Consider the following 21,174-nt stretch of genomic DNA (forward strand, 5'->3'; position numbering starts at 1 on the left):
ACGGCTCGCAAGGGCCGTTTTTTCGTTTCGCGCGACCATCGCCCAGACATTTCCGCAATGTCACGAAAGTGCTAAGTGAGTCACCGCAGTAGATAGATGCCGGAAGCCATCCCCCTGTACAATGAATGTACGAGAGAGACAAAGGATGGCGATGAGAATGACACCTGCAACGCAAGCGGTCGCGAAGAGGGCGACAACGCCTAAATTGCGTACGAAGCAAAATCAAAACTATTGGCGAAGATTCGGAGTTTTCTATATCATGATGGCGCCCGCGCTGATCGTATTGCTGATGAATAACTACCTCCCGATGATCGGCTCGCTGATAGCCTTCAAGCAAATCGTATATTCGTCTCCCAGCTTCATCCAAAGCTTCTTGGACAGCGAGTGGGTCGGCTGGGAGAACTTCAATTATCTGTTCAGCACGACCGATGCCTCGATTATTACCCGAAATACTTTGCTGTATAATGCGGTATTTATTATCTTAAACCTGGTCATCGGCGTGACATTGGCGCTTCTCTTCAATGCGATGAGGAACCGTAGGTTGGCCAAGTTTCATCAAACGACGATGTTTCTCCCTTATTTTCTATCGATGGTCGTCATCTCTTACTTAGTCTACGCTTTCCTGAATCCGGAGATCGGCATCGTCAACAAATTCATTCTTCCCTGGTTCGGAGCAGAGCCGATCGATTGGTATACGGAGTCGAAGTGGTGGCCGTTCATTCTCCCGATTATCAACACTTGGAAAGGGATCGGATACTATGCGGTCATCTTCCTGGCGGCTATCATCGGCATCGATAACGAGTATTATGAAGCCGCAACCATTGACGGTGCTTCCAGATGGCGTCAGATTTGGAACATAACCCTTCCCTTAATACGTCCGGTCATTATCATCTTGACGTTATTGCAGATCGGCCGTATTTTCTACACGGATTTCGGCTTGTTCTTCCAGGTCACCCGCAATTCGGGAATCCTCTATGATACGACTCTTGTTATCGATACTTATGTGTATCAAGGTTTTATCGTCAGCGGCGATATCGGCATGTCTTCCGCTGCTGGATTATATCAAGCGGTAGTCGGGTTCGTGTTGGTACTGTTGTCGAACTTGGTTATCCGCAAGATCAGCAAAGATGACGCATTGTTCTAAGGGGGTGAGCTCAAATGACGGTGGTATCAGCGAAACGCAATAAAAAAATCAACGAAATATCGAACTTTTCCAATTTGGTGATCAACGGTTTCTTCTGGATCTATTCAGCGCTCTGCGTGCTGCCGCTCATTCTTGTCATCGCCGTATCGTTCTCGGATGAGAAGTTGGTGCTTGTTAATGGCTACAAGCTGTGGCCGGAAAAATTCAGCAGCGGCGCTTATGACTTCCTGCTGAGCGACTGGGCGAGCATCGCAAGATCTTATGGAGTATCCATCTTCGTCACGGTATTCGGTACATTGATTGCGCTCGCAACGATGGCGCTGTATGCGTACCCCATCTCGCGACAGGACTTTAAGCATCGCAAGGTTTTCTCCTTCATCATGTTCTTTACCCTGCTGTTTAACAGCGGTTTGGTTCCTTTCTATCTGTTATATACGCAAGGCTTCCATCTGCGGGACACGATATGGGTGCTCATGATTCCTTACTTCGTGCAGCCGTTCTACGTTCTTATTCTGCGGACCTTCTTTACCAACTCGGTGCCGGCGGCTCTCATGGAATCAGCGAAAATCGATGGAGCCGGTGAATGGCGTATTTTCGCCCAGATTGTGTTGCCGCTGTCGCTGCCCGTGCTTGCAACCGTAGGATTATTCTGTACGCTGAATTATTGGAACGATTGGTTTTTGAGTTTGCTTTTCATCAATCAAGACAGTTTGATCAGCATCCAGTTCCGAATGTATCAGGCTTTGCTGGATATCACTTTCCTAAGCGCCAACTCAACGGCTTACTCGGCCATTCTGGCTCAGAATCCCGATTTCCAATTGCCGACGGAGACGGTGACAATGGCCATGGCGGTCGTCGGAATCGGTCCTATCGTATTCGCCTATCCGTTCTTCCAGCGTTTCTTCGTCAAAGGACTGACTGTCGGAGCGATAAAGGGCTAACAAGCCGAGGAGACGGCTCCTCGATTAGGATCGGCTCTATCCGGTTACCGGCCGGTTGAGTATACATTCGCAATTATTTGAAAAGGGAGGCAATACCGCATGTTTAAGGGAACCAGTAAGATTGGAAAGAGCTTTGCTCTGATTTTGGGAATGTGCTTGATTATGTCCACGTTCTCGGCGGCAGCCGCATCTTCCACGCTGCCGGAATACAAGCTTTCCTTGTATTACCCGGGCTCTCCGGCGAAAGATGAAGCCGAAGTAGAGGCCAAAATCAACGATTATCTCAAAAACAAAATCAATGCAACGATCGATCTGCAGCCTATCGACTGGGGTCAATGGGACAGTAAAATGAACCTGCTCAAAGCAAGCCGCGAGCCGATGGACATTATCTTCACGGCCCAATGGAACGGCCATGCCAACGACGTAGCTAAACAGGTTTTCCTGGCGCTGGATGATTCAAACGGACCTGACGGCAACTTGTTGGATCAATACGGCAAAGACATCAAGAGAACTCTCGATCCTGCATTCTTGGCAGGAGCTAAAGTGAATGGCCATAACTATGGCGTTCCGACGAACAAAGAATTGGCGGCGCAAGGCGGTATTATTTACCGTAAAGATGTGGCCGACAAGCTCGGGTTGACAGCTAAGCTGAATGCAGTGAAAACCGTAGCCGATCTCGACTCGATTCTGGCGACCGTCAAATCGAAGATGCCGGCCATGACCCCGCTGTTCCTCCGTGACGGCGACAACTTCAACTCTCACTATTTTATCCAACATGACTTCCTTGGCGATACCACAATCGAGGGTCTCATCCGTAAAGACGGCACAAGCACGAAAGTCATTACGAGATTCGACGATAAGAAGTATATGGACCAACTGAATATTACGCGCTCTTTCTTTAAGAAAGGTTACGTGAACAAAGACGCTGCAACGACGCAACTGTCCGGCCAAGATGCGATGAAGAAAGGCAACGTGTTCATGATCGTGGCTTCCTTGAAGCCGGGCAAGGATGCCGAGGTTGCAATCGCTGCCGGCATGGCAGGCAAGCTGAAACAAATCAATATGACGGAACGTACCGTATCGACAGGCGAGACAGCCGGTTCGATGCTGGGTATCTCCTCCACTTCCAAAGATCCTGCTCGGGCTATGATGTTCATCAATCTGTTGCATTCCGACAAGTATCTGAACAACCTGCTCAACTTCGGGATCGAAGGCGATCACTATGTGAAAAAGTCCAGCGAGATCATCAAAGCAGGTCCAAGCGCAGCTAACTACAACCCGGGCGCAACTTGGATGTTCGGCAACCAGTTCCTGAACTACGTATGGGATACGGAAGCTTCGAACAAATGGGATCAATTCAAGAATTTCAACAGGGGCGCGAAATTATCGCCGGCGCTTGGCTTCACTTTTAACGCCCAACCGGTTAAGTCGCAGACGGCTTCCCTCGTTACCGTTCGCAGCAAATATATAGCCGGGTTAGAGACGGGAGCGATCGATCCGTCCAAAGCGGCTGAATTCCAGAAAAAAGAGAAAGCGAACGGACTTGATAAGGTTCTTGCCGAGAAACAGAAACAGCTTAATGCTTTCCTTGCTTCGAAGAAGTAAGGAAAGGCTGTAAAAGAGTGAAGGAGGAAAACCGTCAGGCCAATGGTCTGGCGGTTTTCCTATATTACGGTGGAATGGGGTTGGCGAAGGGGGGAGGGTTGGCGTTGACATTGGCTTTACGATTCTATAGCATGAATGTGAAGGCTTAATTGCTTGATAAGAAAGGCGGAAGCTCTTGCATGAAACCGGGCTTGTTAGTCATTAGCCATGGTTCGCGGGAACCGGGATGGGTGGCTCTCGTCGACGCGACGCTTGAGGCAGCTCGCGCGCAATTGGGAGCTTCGCTCGAGGTGGAAGCGGCTTTCCTTGAATTGGTGGAGGGCCGATTGATCCAAGACGGCATAGATCGATTGGAAGCGTCCGGGGTAACGCATTTATTAGCCTTACCTTTGTTCGTGTCCTCCGGAAGCACTCATGTCGATGAGATCGGCTGGGCTCTCGGTGCTTATGACGCGCCAAGGACGGAAACAGATCTGGAGTGCTATCGGATATCGGCCGAGCTAACTTATGGCAAACCGATGAATGACGATCCGGAGCTGGTCGGTGTCGTTCTGGATCGCCTGAAGGAAATGTCGACGATGCCGGCCAAGGAAAGCTTCCTGCTCATCGGGCATGGGAGCCAAGAAGCGGGATTTCAGGAAGCTTGGGAACAGGGCCTCGCGGCGATATCGGATCAATTAATGAGGTTCGGCGGATTCGGTGCTTGTTCGACGGCGTTATTGCTGCCGAATCAGGTGAAAGAGCGATGGCAAGGGTTACATAGGAGTCATCCGCACAACGATATTATCGTTATTGCCTTATTCCTGAGCGAAGGATATTTTACCAAAGAAGTTATTCCGCGTCGGTTAGAGGGATTAGCATGCCGATATGATGGACGCGCGTTAATGCCGCATCCGCGTATCGCGGATTGGATTGTACGGCAAACGCGAGATTGGCTAGATCCTATGGAAAGCTAATGGATTGAACGAGAGATGTAGAGGGGATCCGATCCGGTTGGATATTATTCGAGCCCGGTTAATCTATAATCCGACTTCCGGCCGGGAGGAAGTCAAACGTAAGCTTGCGGCTATTTTACAGCGACTTGAGCGGGGCGGTATTGAAACATCATGCCATGCGACGGAAAATGAAGGCGATGCGATTAAAGCCGCTTCCGATGCGGTGGAGCGCGGCTTTGATATGATTATTTCAGCCGGCGGAGACGGTACGCTGAATGAAATCGTTAACGGGATCTCCGAACATGAGCGCAGACCGTCGTTGGGCATTTTGCCGCTCGGAACGACCAATGATTTCGCGCGGGCGCATGGGATTCCTCGCAAGTGGGAGGACGCATGCGATTTACTGATCGGCCGCTACACAACTCCCATAGATGTAGGACAAGCAAACGATAGGTATTTTATTAATATTTCCGGCGGCGGTTCTCTGACAGAGCTCACTTACGAAGTGCCGAGCAAGCTGAAGACGATGGTCGGACAGCTTGCCTATTATATGAAGGGATTGGAGAAGATCACGCGTCTTCGTCCAACCCAAATGCGTATTTCAGCCGAAGGAATCGGTGAGTTCGACGAGGAATTCATGCTTTTCCTAATCGCTAACAGCAATTCCGTGGGAGGCTTCGACCGTCTGGCGCCGAATGCGAGCACGAGCGACGGCTTGTTCGATGTGCTTGCTTTGCGCAAATGCAACTTAGCGGAATTTTTAAGGATCGCGACTATGGTCATGCGGGGTGAGCCCGTGCTGCATGACTCGCACTTCATACATTTTCAAACTAATCGAGTCGTCGTGGAATCGGATGATCGCGTACAGTTGAACGTAGACGGGGAGTTCGGGGGTACGCTTCCTTGTACTTTTAATCTGCTGCCAGCGCATCTTAACGTTATCGTGGATGAGCTTGGTGAATCATCGTATCGGAAAAACGGCGCTGGGCGGGCATTGCAGCTATGAGCGGACGGAGCGGTAAAGACAGCAGGGGCAGGCAGCATCGTCATAAGGGATCTAGCGGGAACGGGAGAGCATCATCGCGCGGTGGCGGGACGCCGTTGGCGATTGCCGGTGTTCCCGTTGCCGTGGGTCAGCAAGTCGTATGCGATATCGTCGGATTGACGCATGAAGGAGAAGGGGTAGGCCGGGTCGAGGGCTATACCCTTTTTGTTCGTGGTGCGTTGCCCGAGGAGAAGGTCCGGGCGGAAGTCGTCAGCATCGGCAAATCGTTCGGGAAGGCCCGGATGACCGAGTTGTTGGTGACGAGCTCGGGACGCCGCGATGCGCCATGCCCGATCTATGACACCTGCGGCGGCTGTCAGCTGCAGCACTTGGATTATGCGGAGCAGCTTCGCTGGAAAAGACAGCACGTGGTGGACAACTTGGTGCGGATCGGGAAGCTGGCAGTTGCTGGGGAAGATGGGGGCGAGGGTGTCATCGTACATCCTGTGATTGGCATGAACGACCCATGGCGCTACCGGAATAAAGCGCAAGTGCCAATCGGGTTCGGAGATGGCGGATTGATCGGCGGCTTCTATGAACAGGGAAGCAATGACATCGTGGAGATGGACGCCTGCCTTATTCAACAGGAAGAGAACGAGGTACTGGTTCGCGCGGTGAAAGAAGCGGCTAGACTGCTCGATATTTCAGCCTATAATCGCTCCACCGGTCACGGTCTGCTTCGCCATGTCGTTGTTCGCCATGCGCGGACGACCGGCCAGCGAATGGTCGTGCTTGTCACGAATGGTGCCAATATCCCTCACGTTCAGGAATTGGTGGGACTCATTCGCGAGAAGGTACCTGGTGTCGCAAGCGTGTGCCAGAATGTGAATACAGCCGTGACCCCTGTCGTATTCGGCGAGCAGACGCGTGTTCTGTGGGGCGAGGATGTCATCTATGACGATATTGCGGGGATCCAATTCGCGATATCACCTCGGTCGTTCTTTCAGGTTAATCCGGAGCAGACGGAGAGATTGTATAGTAAGGCTGTGGAGTATGCGAGCTTGACGGGTGAAGAGATTGTCGTTGACGCTTATTGCGGAGCTGGTACGATATCATTATTTCTAGCGCGCTATGCTCGACGAGTGTATGGAGTCGAGATCATTCCGGAAGCCGTCGAGGATGCGCGGCGCAATGCCTTGCTCAACGGTATCCACAATGTAGAGTTCGCCGTCGGAGCTGCTGAAGTCGTGATGCCACGCTGGCAAGCGGATGGGATCACCCCCGACGTCATCGTCGTCGATCCTCCCCGTAAAGGCTGCGACCCGGCGCTCATCTCGACGATGCTGGAGCTTCGACCTGAGCGGATTGTATATGTATCTTGTAATCCTTCTACATTGGCAAGGGATTTGAAGCTGCTGGAGGACGGGGGATACAGAGCCGTCGAGGTTCAGCCTGTGGATATGTTTCCTCATACGGGGCATGTGGAGTGCGTGGTAGGAATATGTCGAGTCGATACATAGAAGTCCTGAATTATCAATATTCTGCGAAGTATGCGTCGTTTACGACTGCCGGGCAGGACTACAGGAATAAGGTATTGAACGATAAAATTGAGGTTTCTATTGTTTTGGATTTGAAATGGGTAGATACATCCGATGATTTTAACTGAAAATCGGAATGTTTAAGAGAGCGTCCATTATCGGATGCTCTCTTTTAGAGACTGCCCGGGTCCGTGTGTAATGTCAAATTGTTCTGCTGTGTTATAATTGAATCAAATACCGTTACTGATGATGGGAAGGTGAAGCCCATGGATAAATTCAAAGATCTAGAGAAATGGATTAAGCTAACAGGAGATCGCGCTAAGCTGGATGCAAAAGCTAACGACACATACATTGTATACAAAACGACGGAAGGCCAAATTGTAAAGGAATACAACAATGGCGACATTGTCCCCGTTGCCGATTCGGATGTCTCTCATGCATGAACAGACACCGATCATGTATGTATTTGCCGGTAATAATGGCAGCGGCAAAAGTACGATTCGAAACCTAATTGTAGATCGGCTGGGAATCAGCGTAAACATTGAGTATCTGCGGGCAAGGAAGCTATCCGATTGGCTAGAGATTGCATTCGTCACAGACGAGATTTTTCGATTGAAACTACATTAGCAGGAGGTAACGCCATTCGTCTCATGCGTGATGCGAAGGCTAGCGAATTTGAAATAACCATGTTTTATGTTGGTTTGGGTGATTATCATTTAAACATAGAACGAGTTGCAGCGAGGGTTAGAAATGGCGGACATCATATCCCTACTGAGGATATTATCAGGAGACATGACACTTCCATTCGGAATTTACTTAAAATCTACACCTAATTGACCATCTAATCGTCATTGATAATAGCAGCGTAAAAGGTGTTAGGGTGCTTCAGATTAGTGATGGTTCGATTCTGCATCGCGCTGATTCCATTCCGAGCTGGGCCGAGCAGATTGAAAAAAGATATTTGAATTGAACAGAACAACTGCAGGTTAGGGTTGTTCTTCTTTTCATTAGAATGGAAGTGCAAACATACTCGCTGACATGCAGATGTCAAAATGATGGTTTATGATGATTTTCAGGATTGGAAAAAGAGTGGCACAGTTTTGATGAACAGACAGATAGGATTAAGATGGATGCTAACAGGAGATGTGCGTAATAAAGTTGAAAAAACATGGTCGGATATCTGAGTGGGCGGCATTACCAACCCCTTAACCGTTATAGAACAGCTTACATACTTAATGTTATTCGTTCCCTTGATGAGAAGGAACTGGAAAACGAGAGCTTCGAGGCATTGAGCGGTGAAGCTGTACCGAAGATTTTCCCTCAAGACGAAGCAGGGCAGTCCATGCGATGGGGTAAATTCAAGACGAAAGATTCGCGAATCATTTTTGATATTGTTGGAACAAAGGTATTCCCTTTTATTAAGGAAATGAATGGTGCAAACATATCGGCCTTCTCGCGTTATATGCAAGATGCTATGTTTCTGGTGCCAACCCCGCAAGTATTGCAGAAGATGATCACTGGCCTCGACGAACTGTACGAACGTGATATTAAAGACCTGGATATGCAAGGAGATCTTTATTCACGATATGATGGTCCAACTGCTGGCGCTGACGCCAAACGATAAGATATGCGATCCGGCTTGCGGTACGGCGGGCTTTCTGGTATCTGCCTCTGAATAAGCCGAAGTGTGGCGGAGTTCATGGAAACGTATATACCTTAACTTGTTCTTTTTGATAAGTTCACGGAACCACAAGTATGGCCTTTCCTGATGGAATGCTTTGCCGTTCGGGTGGCAGAACATGAAGTTATATTGGCCGCCTTCCCACATGTCCCCGATTTTTTCACGCTCGTCAAGCTTGTGTAGGTAGTAATCCTTTATTTCCTGTAACATGGTCGAGGGTAGAGCCACCTTGCGTTTAGAAGCTCTGGTTTTGGGTTCCTTTACATGGGCGATACCTGTTTCAACAGCCCTTGAGAAAATATTCTTCAGTACACGAATTTCGGCGTTTTCGTAAAAGAGTGGTAATCTCTAGGGCTGTCCATGATCATGGTCAAACACTTGCTCGTCACCGACAGTCAACTACATCGTGAGCGATGGCAGAGTCAAGCTGTTATACGCATCGGATACGGGGCTATACGGTGACAAGATGTGGAATCGCCAGTTGAGGAGATGAGCGAACGTTATTTTTCGCCTATCATTTCTCGCATTCGGAAGTTCGGCCTCACGATAAGCTTGAGTGCGATCTGGGTGTCATCGCCGCCTACGACGGACTCGTCGCCGAAATCGGTTGACAGGTGAATAATAAAGCCTGAAGAGTAAGGGGAGAGAACCGCCAACAAAAACGCGAAAAACGTACGCTAAGGAATCCGGCTTGTTTTGTGTCAATCATTGACGAAATCAACCGAACTAGCCGAGAATGAAAGGATGAGCAAGAAATCGACGGTACGAGGATGAAAATGGATGAAGCTAAAGAAGCTGGTCAGACCGATCAGACCGATGAAATGGTTCAAGCTCGCTGTTCCGATTCTATTTGTCGCAGCAATGCTGTGCATTATGGCGATCAGCGTTCGTAATTCGACATCCTTTCAACCTCTTGCGAGGCAAGGCTATCTTGATCTCTCCGGCTGGGACTTCGGCAGGGACGGCGCCGTGAAGCTGGATGGCGAGTGGGAATTTTACTGGAACAAGCTTCTAATGCCCGATGATTTTCGATCCGGGGCACTGTCGCCGTCAAGTCGCGAATTCGTGCGCGTGCCTGCGGCTTGGACAAACGCTGCGCTTCATAAGACGACGAACTATGGAGCCGCCACCTATCGCCTTCGGGTTAAAATCAAGGATCATGACGAGCTGCTGGGGTTGAAGATGACCAGCATTCGCATGTCGAACCGGATATTCGTGAACGGGGTGGAAGTCGGGGGAAGCGGCCGCCCGGGTCTGACCAAACCGGATTACGCGATGTCCAATAGGCCTTATGCGACGGCATTCACACCCCAAAGAAACGAGCTGGATATTACGATTCAGGTGGCGAATTTCGATTATAAGGCCGGAGGCATCGTACAGAGCCTATATTTGGGGCACTCCTCCGAAATCATGTCGATGTCCAGCCGCTTGACCATAATCAACACGTTAGTAGCGGCCTGTCTGTTCGTCAGCGGTCTGTATTATCTCTTTGTCTATATCGGAAGACGTGAGGACTTAAGCTTTCTCTATTACAGCGGATACTGCCTGACTGGCGGACTGTATGAAATGATGTACGGCGAAAAGCTGATGCTGCAGCTGTTTCCGCACTGGCCGGCTGATATCTTGTTCAGGCTGCAAAATGCAATGATGTATGCGTCGATCGTACTGGTTTTGATGTTCCTGAGGGAAATTATGAGCCATTTGCTGCCTCGTTGGATGCTGCTGACGATCTTGGTTTTTATGGGAGGGTACGCCGTTTTTTATTTGCTGCTGCCCCTTGATGTTGTCACCAGAGCGGAAAACGTGTTTTTGCTGCTCGGCCTTCTCTTATACGTATGGATTGTTCTGCTCTTGCTCGCGGCTCTTCTTCGCGGACGTTATGGCAGACTGGAAAGGCAAGGCGTTATCTATCTGCTCGTCGCTTTTATTTGCGTCATCCTCTCCTTTGCGGACGGCATGCTTTATGTGAACAACATGAAGAGCGACAACTATGTTGGAAATGCGTCGTACGCGATGTTTACGCTGATTACGTCGCTTATTCTGTCGCGGCACTACAATAACGCTTTCCGTACGATGGAGGACATGAATGCCAGGCTGTTGTCGCTCGACAAGCTGAAGGATGAATTTCTGGCGAACACCTCTCATGATCTAAGAACACCGTTAAACGGTATGATCAATCTGACTCAGTCGGTGCTGAAACAATCTGGCGATCGGTTGAAGCCCTCTCACCGGGAGGATTTGCAAATCGCAGTGACGGCCGGTCGGCGTTTGAACAAGCTGATCGACGATATTCTCGTTATTTCCAGCTTAAAGGCAGGAGCGATATCGCTTCATCTCGTTTCCGTAGACGTAAGAAGAACGGCGGGAACGGTTTTGGAGGTGCTGAAACCTCAGGCCGATGCCCAGTCGATCCGTTTGATCAATTCGATACCCGCGGCGCTTCCGGCTGTAATGGCCGATCCGGACCGGCTTCGGCAGGTTTACTACAATCTGCTCGGCAATGCGTTGAAATTCACAACGAGCGGCAGCGTGGAAGTTGGAGGCAGGCTGAACGGGACGATGCTGGAGCTATGGGTTGCGGATACGGGGAAAGGAATAGCTGCGGAAGAATTGCAGTTCATCTTTCAATCGTTCTATCAGGTGGATTCCGGGGATCATAGATCGGTTCAAGGGACCGGGCTTGGGCTGCCCATCGCAAAGCAGTTGGTCGAGCTTCATGGCGGAACGATCGCCGTATCATCCGTTCCGGATAAGGGCTCGCGCTTCAGCTTTACTTTACCGGCAAGCAACGTCATGAGCAGATCGCTCCCTGCCGATCGGCCGAGGGAGGGCGAAGCGGAGGTTGTCGCAACAGCGGAAGAGGCATTGAACCGTCAGATAGAGGGAAATGGCAAGAGGAACGGGCGTTATTCCATCTTGATCGCCGAGGATGATGCAGCAAGCATGAAGGCGTTGCTTAATTTGTTGACGGACGAGGATGCAGCCATTGAGACGGTAAGGGATGGTCGGCATGCCATGGATCGGATCGACAGCCGTCGCAAGTACGATCTGGTTATTCTCGATATCATGATGCCTGGCATGACGGGGTTGCAGGTGCTCAGAGGCATTCGCGAGCATTTCTCCATGATTGAGCTTCCTGTGCTGCTGTTAACGGCCAAGACCAGGAAGGAAGAAATTCGGGCAGGATTGGAGGCCGGGGCGAACGATTATATCGCCAAGCCGTTCGAATCGGAAGAACTGATCGCCCGGGTACATACGCTGCTTCAGCTCCGAACGTCCGTGGGCGCGCTCGTGACCGCGGAGCTATCCTTTTTACAGGCGCAAATCAAGCCTCACTTTCTCTATAACGCGCTAAGCGTCATTTCGTCCTTGAGCACCCGGGAGCCTGGGCGGTCGAAGGAGCTGTTGCTTTATTTGTCGGATTATTTGCGGGGCTGCTTCTCATTCGACAACCAGGACGGACTGATTTCGTTAGCCGAGGAGCTGCGGACGGTAGAAGCTTATTTGACAATCGAGAAGGAACGGTTCAAAGAGAGGCTTACGGTCATCTATGACATCGATCCGGATATCGACATTGCCGTTCCGATGCTGATGATCCAGCCGCTTGTCGAAAATGCCGTCCGGCATGGCTTGATGGGAAGAGTGGAGGGCGGAACCGTTCGGCTGAGCGTCAGGCAGGAGCAGGACTGTGTGCGGCTTATCGTAGAAGACGACGGCGCGGGTATCGAAGAGAATCGGCTGGAAGAGCTGTTGCGCGGCGGGACGGACCGGGGCGTCGGTCTGACGAACATTAATAAGCGTGTGCAGGCAATTTACGGAACGGGACTGCAGATCGAGAGCAGACCTGGCGCAGGCACCAAAGTGAGCATCACGATTCCGACCGACTAGGATGGGGGCAGAAGCGATTGAAAGCAGTAATCGTGGATGATGAATACGAAACATTGGAAGAATTGAAAGAGTTGCTGATCGAGAACGGCATTGAACTGTCGGGCGCTTTTACGAACCCGTTGGATGCGCTTGAGTCTGTAGAAGAGCACAATCCGGATTGCGCATTCCTGGATATCGAAATGCCGGGCGTGAACGGGCTTGAGCTGGCCGAACGGCTGCTCGAGCGGATGCCGCATGTCCAGATCGTGTTCATTACGGCTTTCAATCATTATGCCACGCAAGCTTTCGAGGTGAACGCGATCGATTACGTTCTCAAACCGATTCACCCAACGAGATTTGCGAAAACGGTGGAGCGGCTGACCGAGAAGCATCAGCAGGGACAGGAACAACGAGCCGGCGGGGAGAACGTGAGCATTCAAACGCTGGGCGACTTTGCAGTGCTGCTGGACGCTCAACCCGTGAAATGGAGCCGCTCCAAAGCGAAGGAACTGCTCGCTTATCTGCTGCATTGCAACGGGCAGAAGAAGCACAAATATGAGATATGCGAGCTGTTGTGGCCGAATCAGGACCCGAAGAAAGCGCTTGTCAACTTGCAGACCGCGATCTATGCGTTGCGCAAAAATCTGGGAGCGATCAGTCCGGATGTTTTGCGCCTTGCTTATGCCGACGATTGCTATTCGCTGACGCTTGGCCGCGTGCATTGGGACGCCGGGGAATTCGAGCAGCAATACAAGGCGCTGCTTGCGAATTCGGATCGTACAGCGCTGGAGAAGGCGGCTTGGTTATACCGAGGAGACTATATGGGGAACCAGGATTGGCCTTGGTCGCAATTTGCGCAGGTCAGCCTGTCGCAGAAATATGAGGACGTGCTGAAGCGGCTTGTGGAAAGCTGCTATAAGGAAGAACGATTCGGATCGTCGATCGAGTGGTGCATGAAGCTGCTGGATAGACAGCCGATCAAGGAGGCGCAGTTGCTCCTGCTGCAGAGCGCTTACGCCGCAGGCGGCTTGGGCGAAATGCGTCGTTGGGCGGAACGGTTGGAACGGTTATGCGTTGAGGTATACGATACGAATCTGGATCCGGCAGCTTCAGCTTATTATCATGCGATGAGATAGGCAAAATAGAAAACATTCGACATAAATCATCAGGAAGCTCGTATTTTGTCAGCGATTTGTCAGCAGCTCTTATTACAATATCGGATATCAACGCTTATCATGATATCGTAATAGGAGGGGAAGATGTGCGTAGTGGGCAACGAATGAAAAAAATCGGTACAGGGCTGGCGCTCTTCAGTATGCTGTGGGGAAATGGAATGAGCGCGGCGCCCGTCTTCGCGTCCGGGGATCCGGCAGCGGTCGTCGCACAGGCTGTCGTGAATCCGATCCAGGCGAATAAGGACAACAATAAGGTAAGCCTCAATTCATGGAACCTGAGGAATAGGGGAATCACGGCGACGGCGATCGGAGACCGACAGGGGGAGCCCGGCGTTGCCATCGGAGATGAGAGGTATGTGCCGCTCGCTCCCTATGTTTATAATAAGAAGAAGAAAATTTACCAAGCGAATGGAAATTACGAGATCGTTACGAAATTTCAAAAACAACGATGGAACGGCAGCGAGTGGAAGGATGTTCCAGGCGATATCGATACGAAGACGTTGCGACCTAACGTGGAACAATGGGAAGACATAGCTGCCAGCAACACAGCTTTTCTTGACGGAAGCTTCTCGATGGATTCGGATAACGGTACTGCTTATGTAGCTGCTCTTGTTAATTATTTACCGTCGTTCGAAGTCAGAATGTCTTCTTTTAATCAACTTAAGAAAACATGGGAAAATATAAATATACCAAATAATAGTGGTGATCAATGGGGGTACAACCCATCGATTGCCGTGAACAAAGACACTATCTATATGGCTATTCAGGATAAAAACAATAAGGCGACTGTACGGGTTGGAGACGACTCGGGGTGGGCTGATCTGGGGACGAGAGGATTCTCGGACGGAGAAGTCCGAAACTTAAAACTTGTTATGGACAAGGTGAACAACAAACTATATGTGGTGTACATTGATTTAGCCAATGGCTCTAAAGCGACAGTGAAGACGTACAATGGGAAGGATTGGGAGACGGTCGGCAGCGCCGGCTTGTCGGCTGGAACGATAGAAGAACCGACGCTGAAGGTGGACAACGGTACGTTGTATCTCTCCTACAAGGACCTGGCCAATCAGAAGAAGGCGACGGTCATGACATGGAACGGAGATCAGTGGGCGTCTCTTGGCAATCCGGGCTTCTCCGAAGGAGAGGTGACAGCCTTATCCATGGATGTAGCTGGCGGTATCCCTTACGTAGCTTATGCAGACAGCATACTCAGCAGAAAAGGCGTGGTTATGAAGTACAACGGAGCCTCATGGGAACCGGTGGGAGAGAAGAAGGGGTTTTATCCCTTTGCGGTGCGCCAAACGTCCCTTGCCCTGTATAAAGGTGTGACTTATCTTGCTATATCCTATTCCACACCAACTAATGCCTATTCCCCGGCGCTATTTAGTTACACAGGAAATTCGTGGAATCTAATATACGCTCCATATCAAGATGAACTCTGGAGTCTGGGAAATATAAACACGCTAAAGGTCTTGCCTGTTAACGACCAATTGTTCTTGAGCAATGGATTAAAAACGAACGGCATAGCATTTAAAACTAGGACACTGTCTCTAAAACCAATTGAAACCAATGCTGACGCAAACGTCATTTCAGCCAACTCGGCCACCGTCAATCTAGGCGATTCGGTGACGTTAACGGGATGGGGAGACCGGCAAGCGGAGAATTGGGAGCATGTTGGAGACGAGCGGTACGTGCCCACGGAATGGAACTCTCCGGAATTAGGGCAAAGCAGCGAGTTTACCAAGACGGAGAATGGATACAAATCCAATTTTACACCGCTGAAGCCGGGTAACCATACGGTAACGGCAACGTTCCAGAAGCAGGCGTGGGACGGCAGCGCATGGCGCGATGTGGAAGGAGAGACAAGCGAGCAGTCGATGACGATTGCGGTTAGGGCGGCTGTGCCGGTAGTTATAGGCCAGCCGACCGATGCGCGTGTCAGTGCGGGAGGCAGCGTTACGCTGAGCGTATATGCAGAGGCAAGCGATGGAGGGAAGCTCAGTTATCAATGGTACGGCAGCTCGGCTTCCGATCTAGCTGGGTCTACAGCCATAACGGGAGCGGAAGCATCCACCTATCAGGCTTCGATGAATGATACGGGCACGACCTATTATTACGCTGTAATCACGAATACGCACGAAGCCAGTGGATTATTCTCGAAGGCTGCCAGCCGTGTTGCGAAGGTTATGGTGATTCCTGGGGCAGAGGCTCAGATGCCGGCCGGCCTGTCGGCTCAGACGGCCGATTCTTCCAATAATAGCGTGAGCGCGAACTCGGCGACTGTTCGTGCGGGTACGGCGGTGACGCTGTCAGCCTATGGAGACCGTCAGGCGGAGGCGGGAGCCGCTGTCGGGGACGAGCGGTATGTGCCGATCGCATGGAGTTCGACGGAGAAGGGCCGGAATGGCGCATTCCAACAGAATGGCACCGTCTATACATCCGACTATAGACCGACCAAGGCAGGTGAATATACCGTCACCGCAACGTTCCAGAAGCAGAAGTGGAACGGCGGAGCATGGGAAGATGCCGTCGGCGAGACCGATAAGCAAACCGTTATGCTGACTGTGATTGAAGCGAAGAAAGACTGGTATGTCGTTGGCGATGCTAACCCGACGATGGCTGGTTCAAAGAGAGATATCTCGATGGATATTCACGAAGGCAATATTTATCTGGGGTATCAGGAAACCGTCAATCGAAAGGCTTCCGCAGTGAAGTACGACGGTACGCAGTGGACGCAACTCGGCGATCTATACTTCACTCCAGGGCCTGTCGGCTATACGAGGCTGAAGGTCGTTAACGGCATTCCGTATATGATCTATGCGGATTATAATGCAGAATACCAATTGCAGGGGAGGCTGAACTCCGCATTCTTCTCCGAAGGGAAATGGAATACCCGACTATCCGGGATTAGCGTAAATAAGTCTATTTTTGACCCTACGTTTGATACTGACGACAAGGGAAATATGTATTACATTTTTGGGAATGCAAGCTTCGGGTTAACTACATTGGGAGTTCATCCCTATGGAGAAAATCTCATTCCTTCTGTTGAGAAATATGCTCCTGCAGCCCTTCCTTCCCTACAGGTGGTTGACGGGAAATTCTATGTCGCCTACGTCGAGGGTCATATTAACGTCAATAACAAGATCCTTGTCCAAACATGGAATCCCTTAACTTGGGAATGGGAAGTCGTAGGCGACCCCCTCTCGGCAGGGCTAGGGTTTGCGCCAAGTCTCGTGTCCTTCAAGGGGGAACTGTATGTTGCTTACTTGGACAAATCTGGGGAAACGGGAGTATACAAGGTCAATGTCAAAAAGTTTGATGGAGACAAGTGGATCGAGGTAGGGAAAGACTTATCTAAAGGAGAAGCGGATACACCTAAGCTGTCGGCATCCGACGATCAACTATTCTTGACTTATATTGATAAGGAGAACGGCAATAAAGCGACGGCCCTGCAATTCAACGGCAGCGGGTGGACGCAGCTCGGAAGCGCGGGCTTCACAGACAGTATTGCGAATGAAATATCCACTGTCGTCTCCGATGGCAAGTTATACGTTGCCTATGTCGACAACAAAAGCAGTTTTGAAAACTATAAGGTAAGCGTCATGGTGTATGACGAGCGGCCCATCCCTGCACAAACCGCGAATAATAAGATCAGTGCGAACGCTGTTGCAGTGATGCCGGGCGCTGCAGTCGTTATGACGGCAAGCGGCGACAGGCAATTCGAGCAAGGCGTCGTGACGGGCGATGAGCGGTATGTTCCGATCCGTTGGAGCTTGTCCGATGCACCGGATCAGCAAGTGCCGTTCGAGAACTTCGGTGACCGCTATCAAGCCGTCTACATTCCGGATGCTGCCGGCAGCTATACGATTACGGCTGTCTATCAGAAGCAGAGATGGAACGGGCGGCTCTGGGAGAATGTTGCAGGGGCAGTCGACAGCCAGACGATAACTGTGACGGCTGCCGAGTCCTCGGCGCCGGTTGCCGCGGAGCCGGCGGAGTTGCTGACCGGCCTTGGTCGCAGCGTTGCACTGCATGTGCCTGCGGCTGTAAGCGACGGCGGCGAGCTGAGCTATCAATGGTACAGCAGCCCAACCGACAGCACGGAGGACGGGACGCCGATCGACGGGGCGATTCTTGCAGCTTATGAGCCCCCTACGAATGACGAAGGGATCTTATATTATTACGCGGTGGTCACGAACAAGAACGGAGCGACCACGGCGCAAGCTACAAGCACGCCGTCGAAGGTTACGGTACAGGACATCGCGCCTCCTGCAGCGCCAGTATTGAAGGCGACCGTTGGCGATGCAAAGGCCGTGTTGAGCTGGGACGCTGTAGAGGGAGCGACAGGCTACAAAGTATATAAGAGCACGGAGTCGGGTGTTTATGGCACTGAGACAGCTAACGTTAACGGATCCGTCCATAGCTATACGGCTGCCGGCCTGACGGGAGGAACGACCTATTACTTCACTGTGAAGGCGGTCAACGCGGGAGGAGACAGTCCGGCTTCCAACGAGGTCAAGGTCGAGATCGCTTCCACAACCGACCCGGGAACGGACCCAGGAACTGACCCAGGAACCGACCCGGGAACGGGTCCAGGGACGGGCCCAGGAACAGACCCGGGAACTGGCCTGGGAACTGGAGGATCGGGAACGGAACCATCCGGTTCCCAATTCGATCAAGCTTCACGCGACTTGAAGGAGAAGCTTGGCAAGCTGGATCAACTGCTCCAATCTTCTGCTTCGTCTGCCGAGATCGCAGCCTCGGTGCAGCTAATCGCACAAGATCTGAAGGCGATTGCCTCCAGCATCTCCAATCCGGAACAAGCCGTGGCAGCGGCGGATCAGATCGGCGCATTTTTGAAGATGGTCCCTTCGCTTTCTGGCTCCAGGTTGGATGGCGCCGACTACAAAAAGGTGCTTCAGGCCGTAGCGGATGTTGTGCGTACCAATGCGGCCTCAGCGGTTATGGCGGCAAAGGACGGCGCCGTGGCTGTGGAAATGGCCAAGAAGCTGATTGAAGAAGCCGGTGCGTTATGGAAGGGGGCAGCCAAAGGCGAAGCTTCCGCCAACGATGTTCGTGATGCGATGGTAACGCTAGGACAGGCTGCCGTGAACAAGAACGGTACTTTTACTGTAAGTCAGGATAAGCTGAAGCTCGAGGGCAGCACCGCTTCCGTCGTGCTTGATACAGTATCGCTTAGCGAGCGTATTGCGGCTGTCAAGCAAGCTGCCGACGCGATCAAACAAACGTTGTTTGCAACACTAGGCACACTGCCTGACAATGCAGTGAAGAAGCATCTGACCATCTCGTTCGAGGAGGTGGATGCGCAAGTTCGAATCGGAGCAGAAATTCCGTACGATCTGCTGCGTATCGCACAACAGAATAGCATGAATGACTTGACGATTCAGCATAAGCTTGCGGGCATTACGTTCAGCCCTGATTTCATCAGCAGTCAGAACCTAGCAGGGAATCTATTGCTTGATATTGCGCCGCTTACGCAGGTGAACGGCACGATACCGACAACTGCCTCCGCATTGAAAGGCGTACCTGTACTGGAGTTTCAGGCTGAAGTTGGCGGAAAGCCTGTAACTCGATTTGACAAGCCGGTGACGATGTCGATCCCGCTTGACCCGACTGTGATCGACAAGCTGTCCGCCGATCAGCAAGATTTGCTTACCGTATTTGTCCTGAATGAGAAGACGGGCAAGTGGGAAGCGACAGGGGGCATCTATGATGCTGCCAGCGGCAAGATGAATGTGCAGCGGAGTCATTTCAGCAAATATACCGTGATGCTTTCTGGCGGCAATTTCGCAGATGTCTCGAAGGCCAACTGGAGTGAGCAGCAGGTTCATTATTTGCTGGCCAAAGGAATCATTCAATCTGCCGACCGCTTCTATCCCGAGCAGGGTGTCACGCGTGGAGAGCTGTCTTCTTGGCTGGTCAAAGCATTGGGGCTTAGCGTGGAAGGATCAAGCCATCCGTTCAAGGATGTGACGAAGACGACACCGTTTGCCGAGGATATTGCAGCGGCTTATCAGGCCGGATTGATCTACGGCGTATCCAACACCGCGTTTGCGCCACAGAAGACTGTAACACGGGAGGAAATCGCAACCATCTTGACACGGGCACTCAAGCAATACCGCCATATTACAAGTACTGGGCAAAATAGTGAGGCGAATGGTACATTTACCGACATCAAATCCGTTGCCAATTGGGCGAAAGACAGCGTTGCGTTCACCCAACAAATCGGAATGATGAAAGGTTACACGGACGGAACCTTCAAGCCAAAGAAGATAACCACGAAGCAGGAAGCAGCAGCACTCATCTATCGCATGTACACAGAACTGTAAGAACATATCGAAACATGATATGCGCCCTTGGTCGTTCCGTTTCTGGAATGAGCAAGGGCTTTTTCTCATGGTAAAGATGACCCCTGCGTTAATATGAATTCGGATAAAATGAAAATTTATACAGAATACGTAACTTGCTTAAATTCTTATTCAAATATTAGGCGGCCAAGTATATCACTAGAGGACATTGTAGATCTTCATCATGAATTCGAGAGCATCCATCCTTTCCAGGATGGCAACGGCCGGGGATCAATCGGGTCGAAAAATATTTGCGTACGAAATGAAGTGGAATGGACATCATGAAACGATACTGATTGAACGGACGAATTGAAGAGCACTGTCTTCATATTTTTACAGGGGATATATTCCGACAATAAAGAGCAGAAGAGCGGATCCCGCTGCTCTTTTACATTCCTCAAGATGCGATTGTTGGAGCTATCGGACGGAGTGCCATTATGGTTTTGCACGTCAAAATAAATGAAGAAATTATCCTTATTCGCCCAGATTGTAGATCTTCAACACAATTGACGGTAATGAATGCTTTGTCGGTTTATTAAATCGACATGAAACATATGGCGCTGCGATTGCTGGAGCAAAAGAACAAGTAGAATATTGAACGGGGTTACCCAGATGCAGTTCAAACCAACTGCTCGAGGGTAACCCTTGTTTTTTTACTCTATCTTTAGGTAGCAACTCGGGGGCATAAAAGAATATTGAAACGAGATGCGACGGGCAGCTTCCCTGTACTCAAATCGCATTGAAATGCAGATTGCTTTTCCTGTTCCCACAAGCGGTTAAGCAAATGTTAAGTGGCTTGTGTTATCGTTTCCGGTGAAGAAACCACTGCATTTGTCGCATAAATTCGCACAATCGAAGCAGGGTCTATATGGGGAGGCTTACTATGAAAGGGAAATAGAAGGGTATTCTTCAACCAGGAAATGGTTTTGAAGAAT

At 50.7% G+C, this 21,174-nt stretch carries 14 protein-coding genes; all 14 read left to right on the plus strand.

All coding sequences use genetic code 11. The features are described from left to right. Window positions 1-157 precede the first annotated feature (157 nt). The 14 genes from K7P76_RS22725 to K7P76_RS22795 all read left to right on the plus strand — a co-directional run bounded on the left by K7P76_RS22725 (window position 158) and on the right by K7P76_RS22795 (window position 20,524). Window positions 158-1,144 carry an ABC transporter permease gene (locus tag K7P76_RS22725; RefSeq protein WP_232187611.1) on the plus strand — a complete coding sequence of 329 codons (987 nt, stop codon included), beginning with the start codon at window positions 158-160 and terminating at the stop codon, window positions 1,142-1,144. Between the two features lie 14 nt (window positions 1,145-1,158). Then, window positions 1,159-2,085: a carbohydrate ABC transporter permease gene (locus K7P76_RS22730; RefSeq protein WP_232187612.1), complete on the plus strand. Its 927-nt coding sequence runs from the start codon at window positions 1,159-1,161 to the stop codon at window positions 2,083-2,085. Between the two features lie 99 nt (window positions 2,086-2,184). Continuing rightward, window positions 2,185-3,690, plus strand: a complete 1,506-nt coding sequence (locus K7P76_RS22735; protein WP_232187613.1) for an ABC transporter substrate-binding protein — start codon at window positions 2,185-2,187, stop codon at window positions 3,688-3,690. Window positions 3,691-3,869: 179 nt separating this feature from the next. Continuing rightward, the gene (locus K7P76_RS22740) at window positions 3,870-4,646 is read left to right on the plus strand and encodes a sirohydrochlorin chelatase (protein ID WP_232187614.1); all 777 of its coding nucleotides are present in this window, start codon (window positions 3,870-3,872) and stop codon (window positions 4,644-4,646) included. A 37-nt stretch (window positions 4,647-4,683) separates the two neighbouring features. Continuing rightward, on the plus strand, window positions 4,684-5,631 hold the full coding sequence (locus K7P76_RS22745; protein ID WP_232187615.1) for a diacylglycerol kinase: 948 nt from the start codon (window positions 4,684-4,686) through the stop codon (window positions 5,629-5,631). After that, entirely contained in the window at window positions 5,628-7,130 is a 1,503-nt protein-coding gene (gene rlmD / locus K7P76_RS22750; RefSeq protein ID WP_232187616.1) for a 23S rRNA (uracil(1939)-C(5))-methyltransferase RlmD, read from the plus strand. Before K7P76_RS22745 ends, rlmD begins: the two co-directional genes overlap by 4 nt. A gap of 284 nt (window positions 7,131-7,414) precedes the next feature. Next, window positions 7,415-7,591: a hypothetical protein gene (locus tag K7P76_RS22755; protein ID WP_232187617.1), complete on the plus strand. Its 177-nt coding sequence runs from the start codon at window positions 7,415-7,417 to the stop codon at window positions 7,589-7,591. Beyond that, the gene (locus tag K7P76_RS33710; RefSeq protein ID WP_373692462.1) at window positions 7,584-7,775 is read left to right on the plus strand and encodes a hypothetical protein; all 192 of its coding nucleotides are present in this window, start codon (window positions 7,584-7,586) and stop codon (window positions 7,773-7,775) included. Before K7P76_RS22755 ends, K7P76_RS33710 begins: the two co-directional genes overlap by 8 nt. A gap of 541 nt (window positions 7,776-8,316) precedes the next feature. After that, the gene (locus K7P76_RS22765; RefSeq protein WP_232187618.1) at window positions 8,317-8,772 is read left to right on the plus strand and encodes a hypothetical protein; all 456 of its coding nucleotides are present in this window, start codon (window positions 8,317-8,319) and stop codon (window positions 8,770-8,772) included. Beyond that, on the plus strand, window positions 8,738-8,827 hold the full coding sequence (locus tag K7P76_RS22770) for an N-6 DNA methylase (protein ID WP_232187657.1): 90 nt from the start codon (window positions 8,738-8,740) through the stop codon (window positions 8,825-8,827). The genes K7P76_RS22765 and K7P76_RS22770 overlap by 35 nt, the downstream gene beginning before the upstream one ends. A gap of 782 nt (window positions 8,828-9,609) precedes the next feature. Further along, window positions 9,610-12,717: an ATP-binding protein gene (locus tag K7P76_RS22780; protein ID WP_232187619.1), complete on the plus strand. Its 3,108-nt coding sequence runs from the start codon at window positions 9,610-9,612 to the stop codon at window positions 12,715-12,717. Between the two features lie 17 nt (window positions 12,718-12,734). After that, window positions 12,735-13,832 (plus strand): response regulator, encoded by a 1,098-nt coding sequence (locus tag K7P76_RS22785; RefSeq protein WP_232187620.1) that lies wholly within the window; start codon window positions 12,735-12,737, stop codon window positions 13,830-13,832. Window positions 13,833-13,957: 125 nt separating this feature from the next. Further along, a complete protein-coding gene (locus K7P76_RS33510) occupies window positions 13,958-20,221 on the plus strand; it encodes an S-layer homology domain-containing protein (RefSeq protein ID WP_232187621.1) in 6,264 nt (2,087 codons plus the stop codon). Between the two features lie 108 nt (window positions 20,222-20,329). Further along, window positions 20,330-20,524 (plus strand): Fic family protein, encoded by a 195-nt coding sequence (locus tag K7P76_RS22795; protein WP_232187622.1) that lies wholly within the window; start codon window positions 20,330-20,332, stop codon window positions 20,522-20,524. The last annotated feature ends 650 nt before the right edge of the window (window positions 20,525-21,174 follow it).

It is taken from the genome of Cohnella silvisoli, assembly GCF_021190915.1.
Taxonomy (GTDB): Bacteria; Bacillota; Bacilli; order Paenibacillales; family Paenibacillaceae; genus Cohnella; species Cohnella silvisoli.

Excerpts from the sequence above, each read along its gene's own strand:
- K7P76_RS22780 (WP_232187619.1), top strand. The coding sequence starts at position 9,610 with ATGAAGCTAAAGAAGCTGGTCAGACCGATCAGACCGATGAAATGGTTC.
- K7P76_RS22755 (WP_232187617.1), top strand. The coding sequence starts at position 7,415 with ATGGATAAATTCAAAGATCTAGAGAAATGGATTAAGCTAACAGGAGAT.
- K7P76_RS22765 (WP_232187618.1), top strand. The coding sequence starts at position 8,317 with ATGGTCGGATATCTGAGTGGGCGGCATTACCAACCCCTTAACCGTTAT.
- K7P76_RS33710 (WP_373692462.1), top strand. The coding sequence starts at position 7,584 with ATGCATGAACAGACACCGATCATGTATGTATTTGCCGGTAATAATGGC.
- K7P76_RS22770 (WP_232187657.1), top strand. The coding sequence starts at position 8,738 with ATGGTCCAACTGCTGGCGCTGACGCCAAACGATAAGATATGCGATCCG.
- K7P76_RS22730 (WP_232187612.1), top strand. The coding sequence starts at position 1,159 with ATGACGGTGGTATCAGCGAAACGCAATAAAAAAATCAACGAAATATCG.
- K7P76_RS22725 (WP_232187611.1), top strand. The coding sequence starts at position 158 with ATGACACCTGCAACGCAAGCGGTCGCGAAGAGGGCGACAACGCCTAAA.
- K7P76_RS22735 (WP_232187613.1), top strand. The coding sequence starts at position 2,185 with ATGTTTAAGGGAACCAGTAAGATTGGAAAGAGCTTTGCTCTGATTTTG.
- rlmD (WP_232187616.1), top strand. The coding sequence starts at position 5,628 with ATGAGCGGACGGAGCGGTAAAGACAGCAGGGGCAGGCAGCATCGTCAT.
- K7P76_RS22795 (WP_232187622.1), top strand. The coding sequence starts at position 20,330 with ATGAAAATTTATACAGAATACGTAACTTGCTTAAATTCTTATTCAAAT.
- K7P76_RS22740 (WP_232187614.1), top strand. The coding sequence starts at position 3,870 with ATGAAACCGGGCTTGTTAGTCATTAGCCATGGTTCGCGGGAACCGGGA.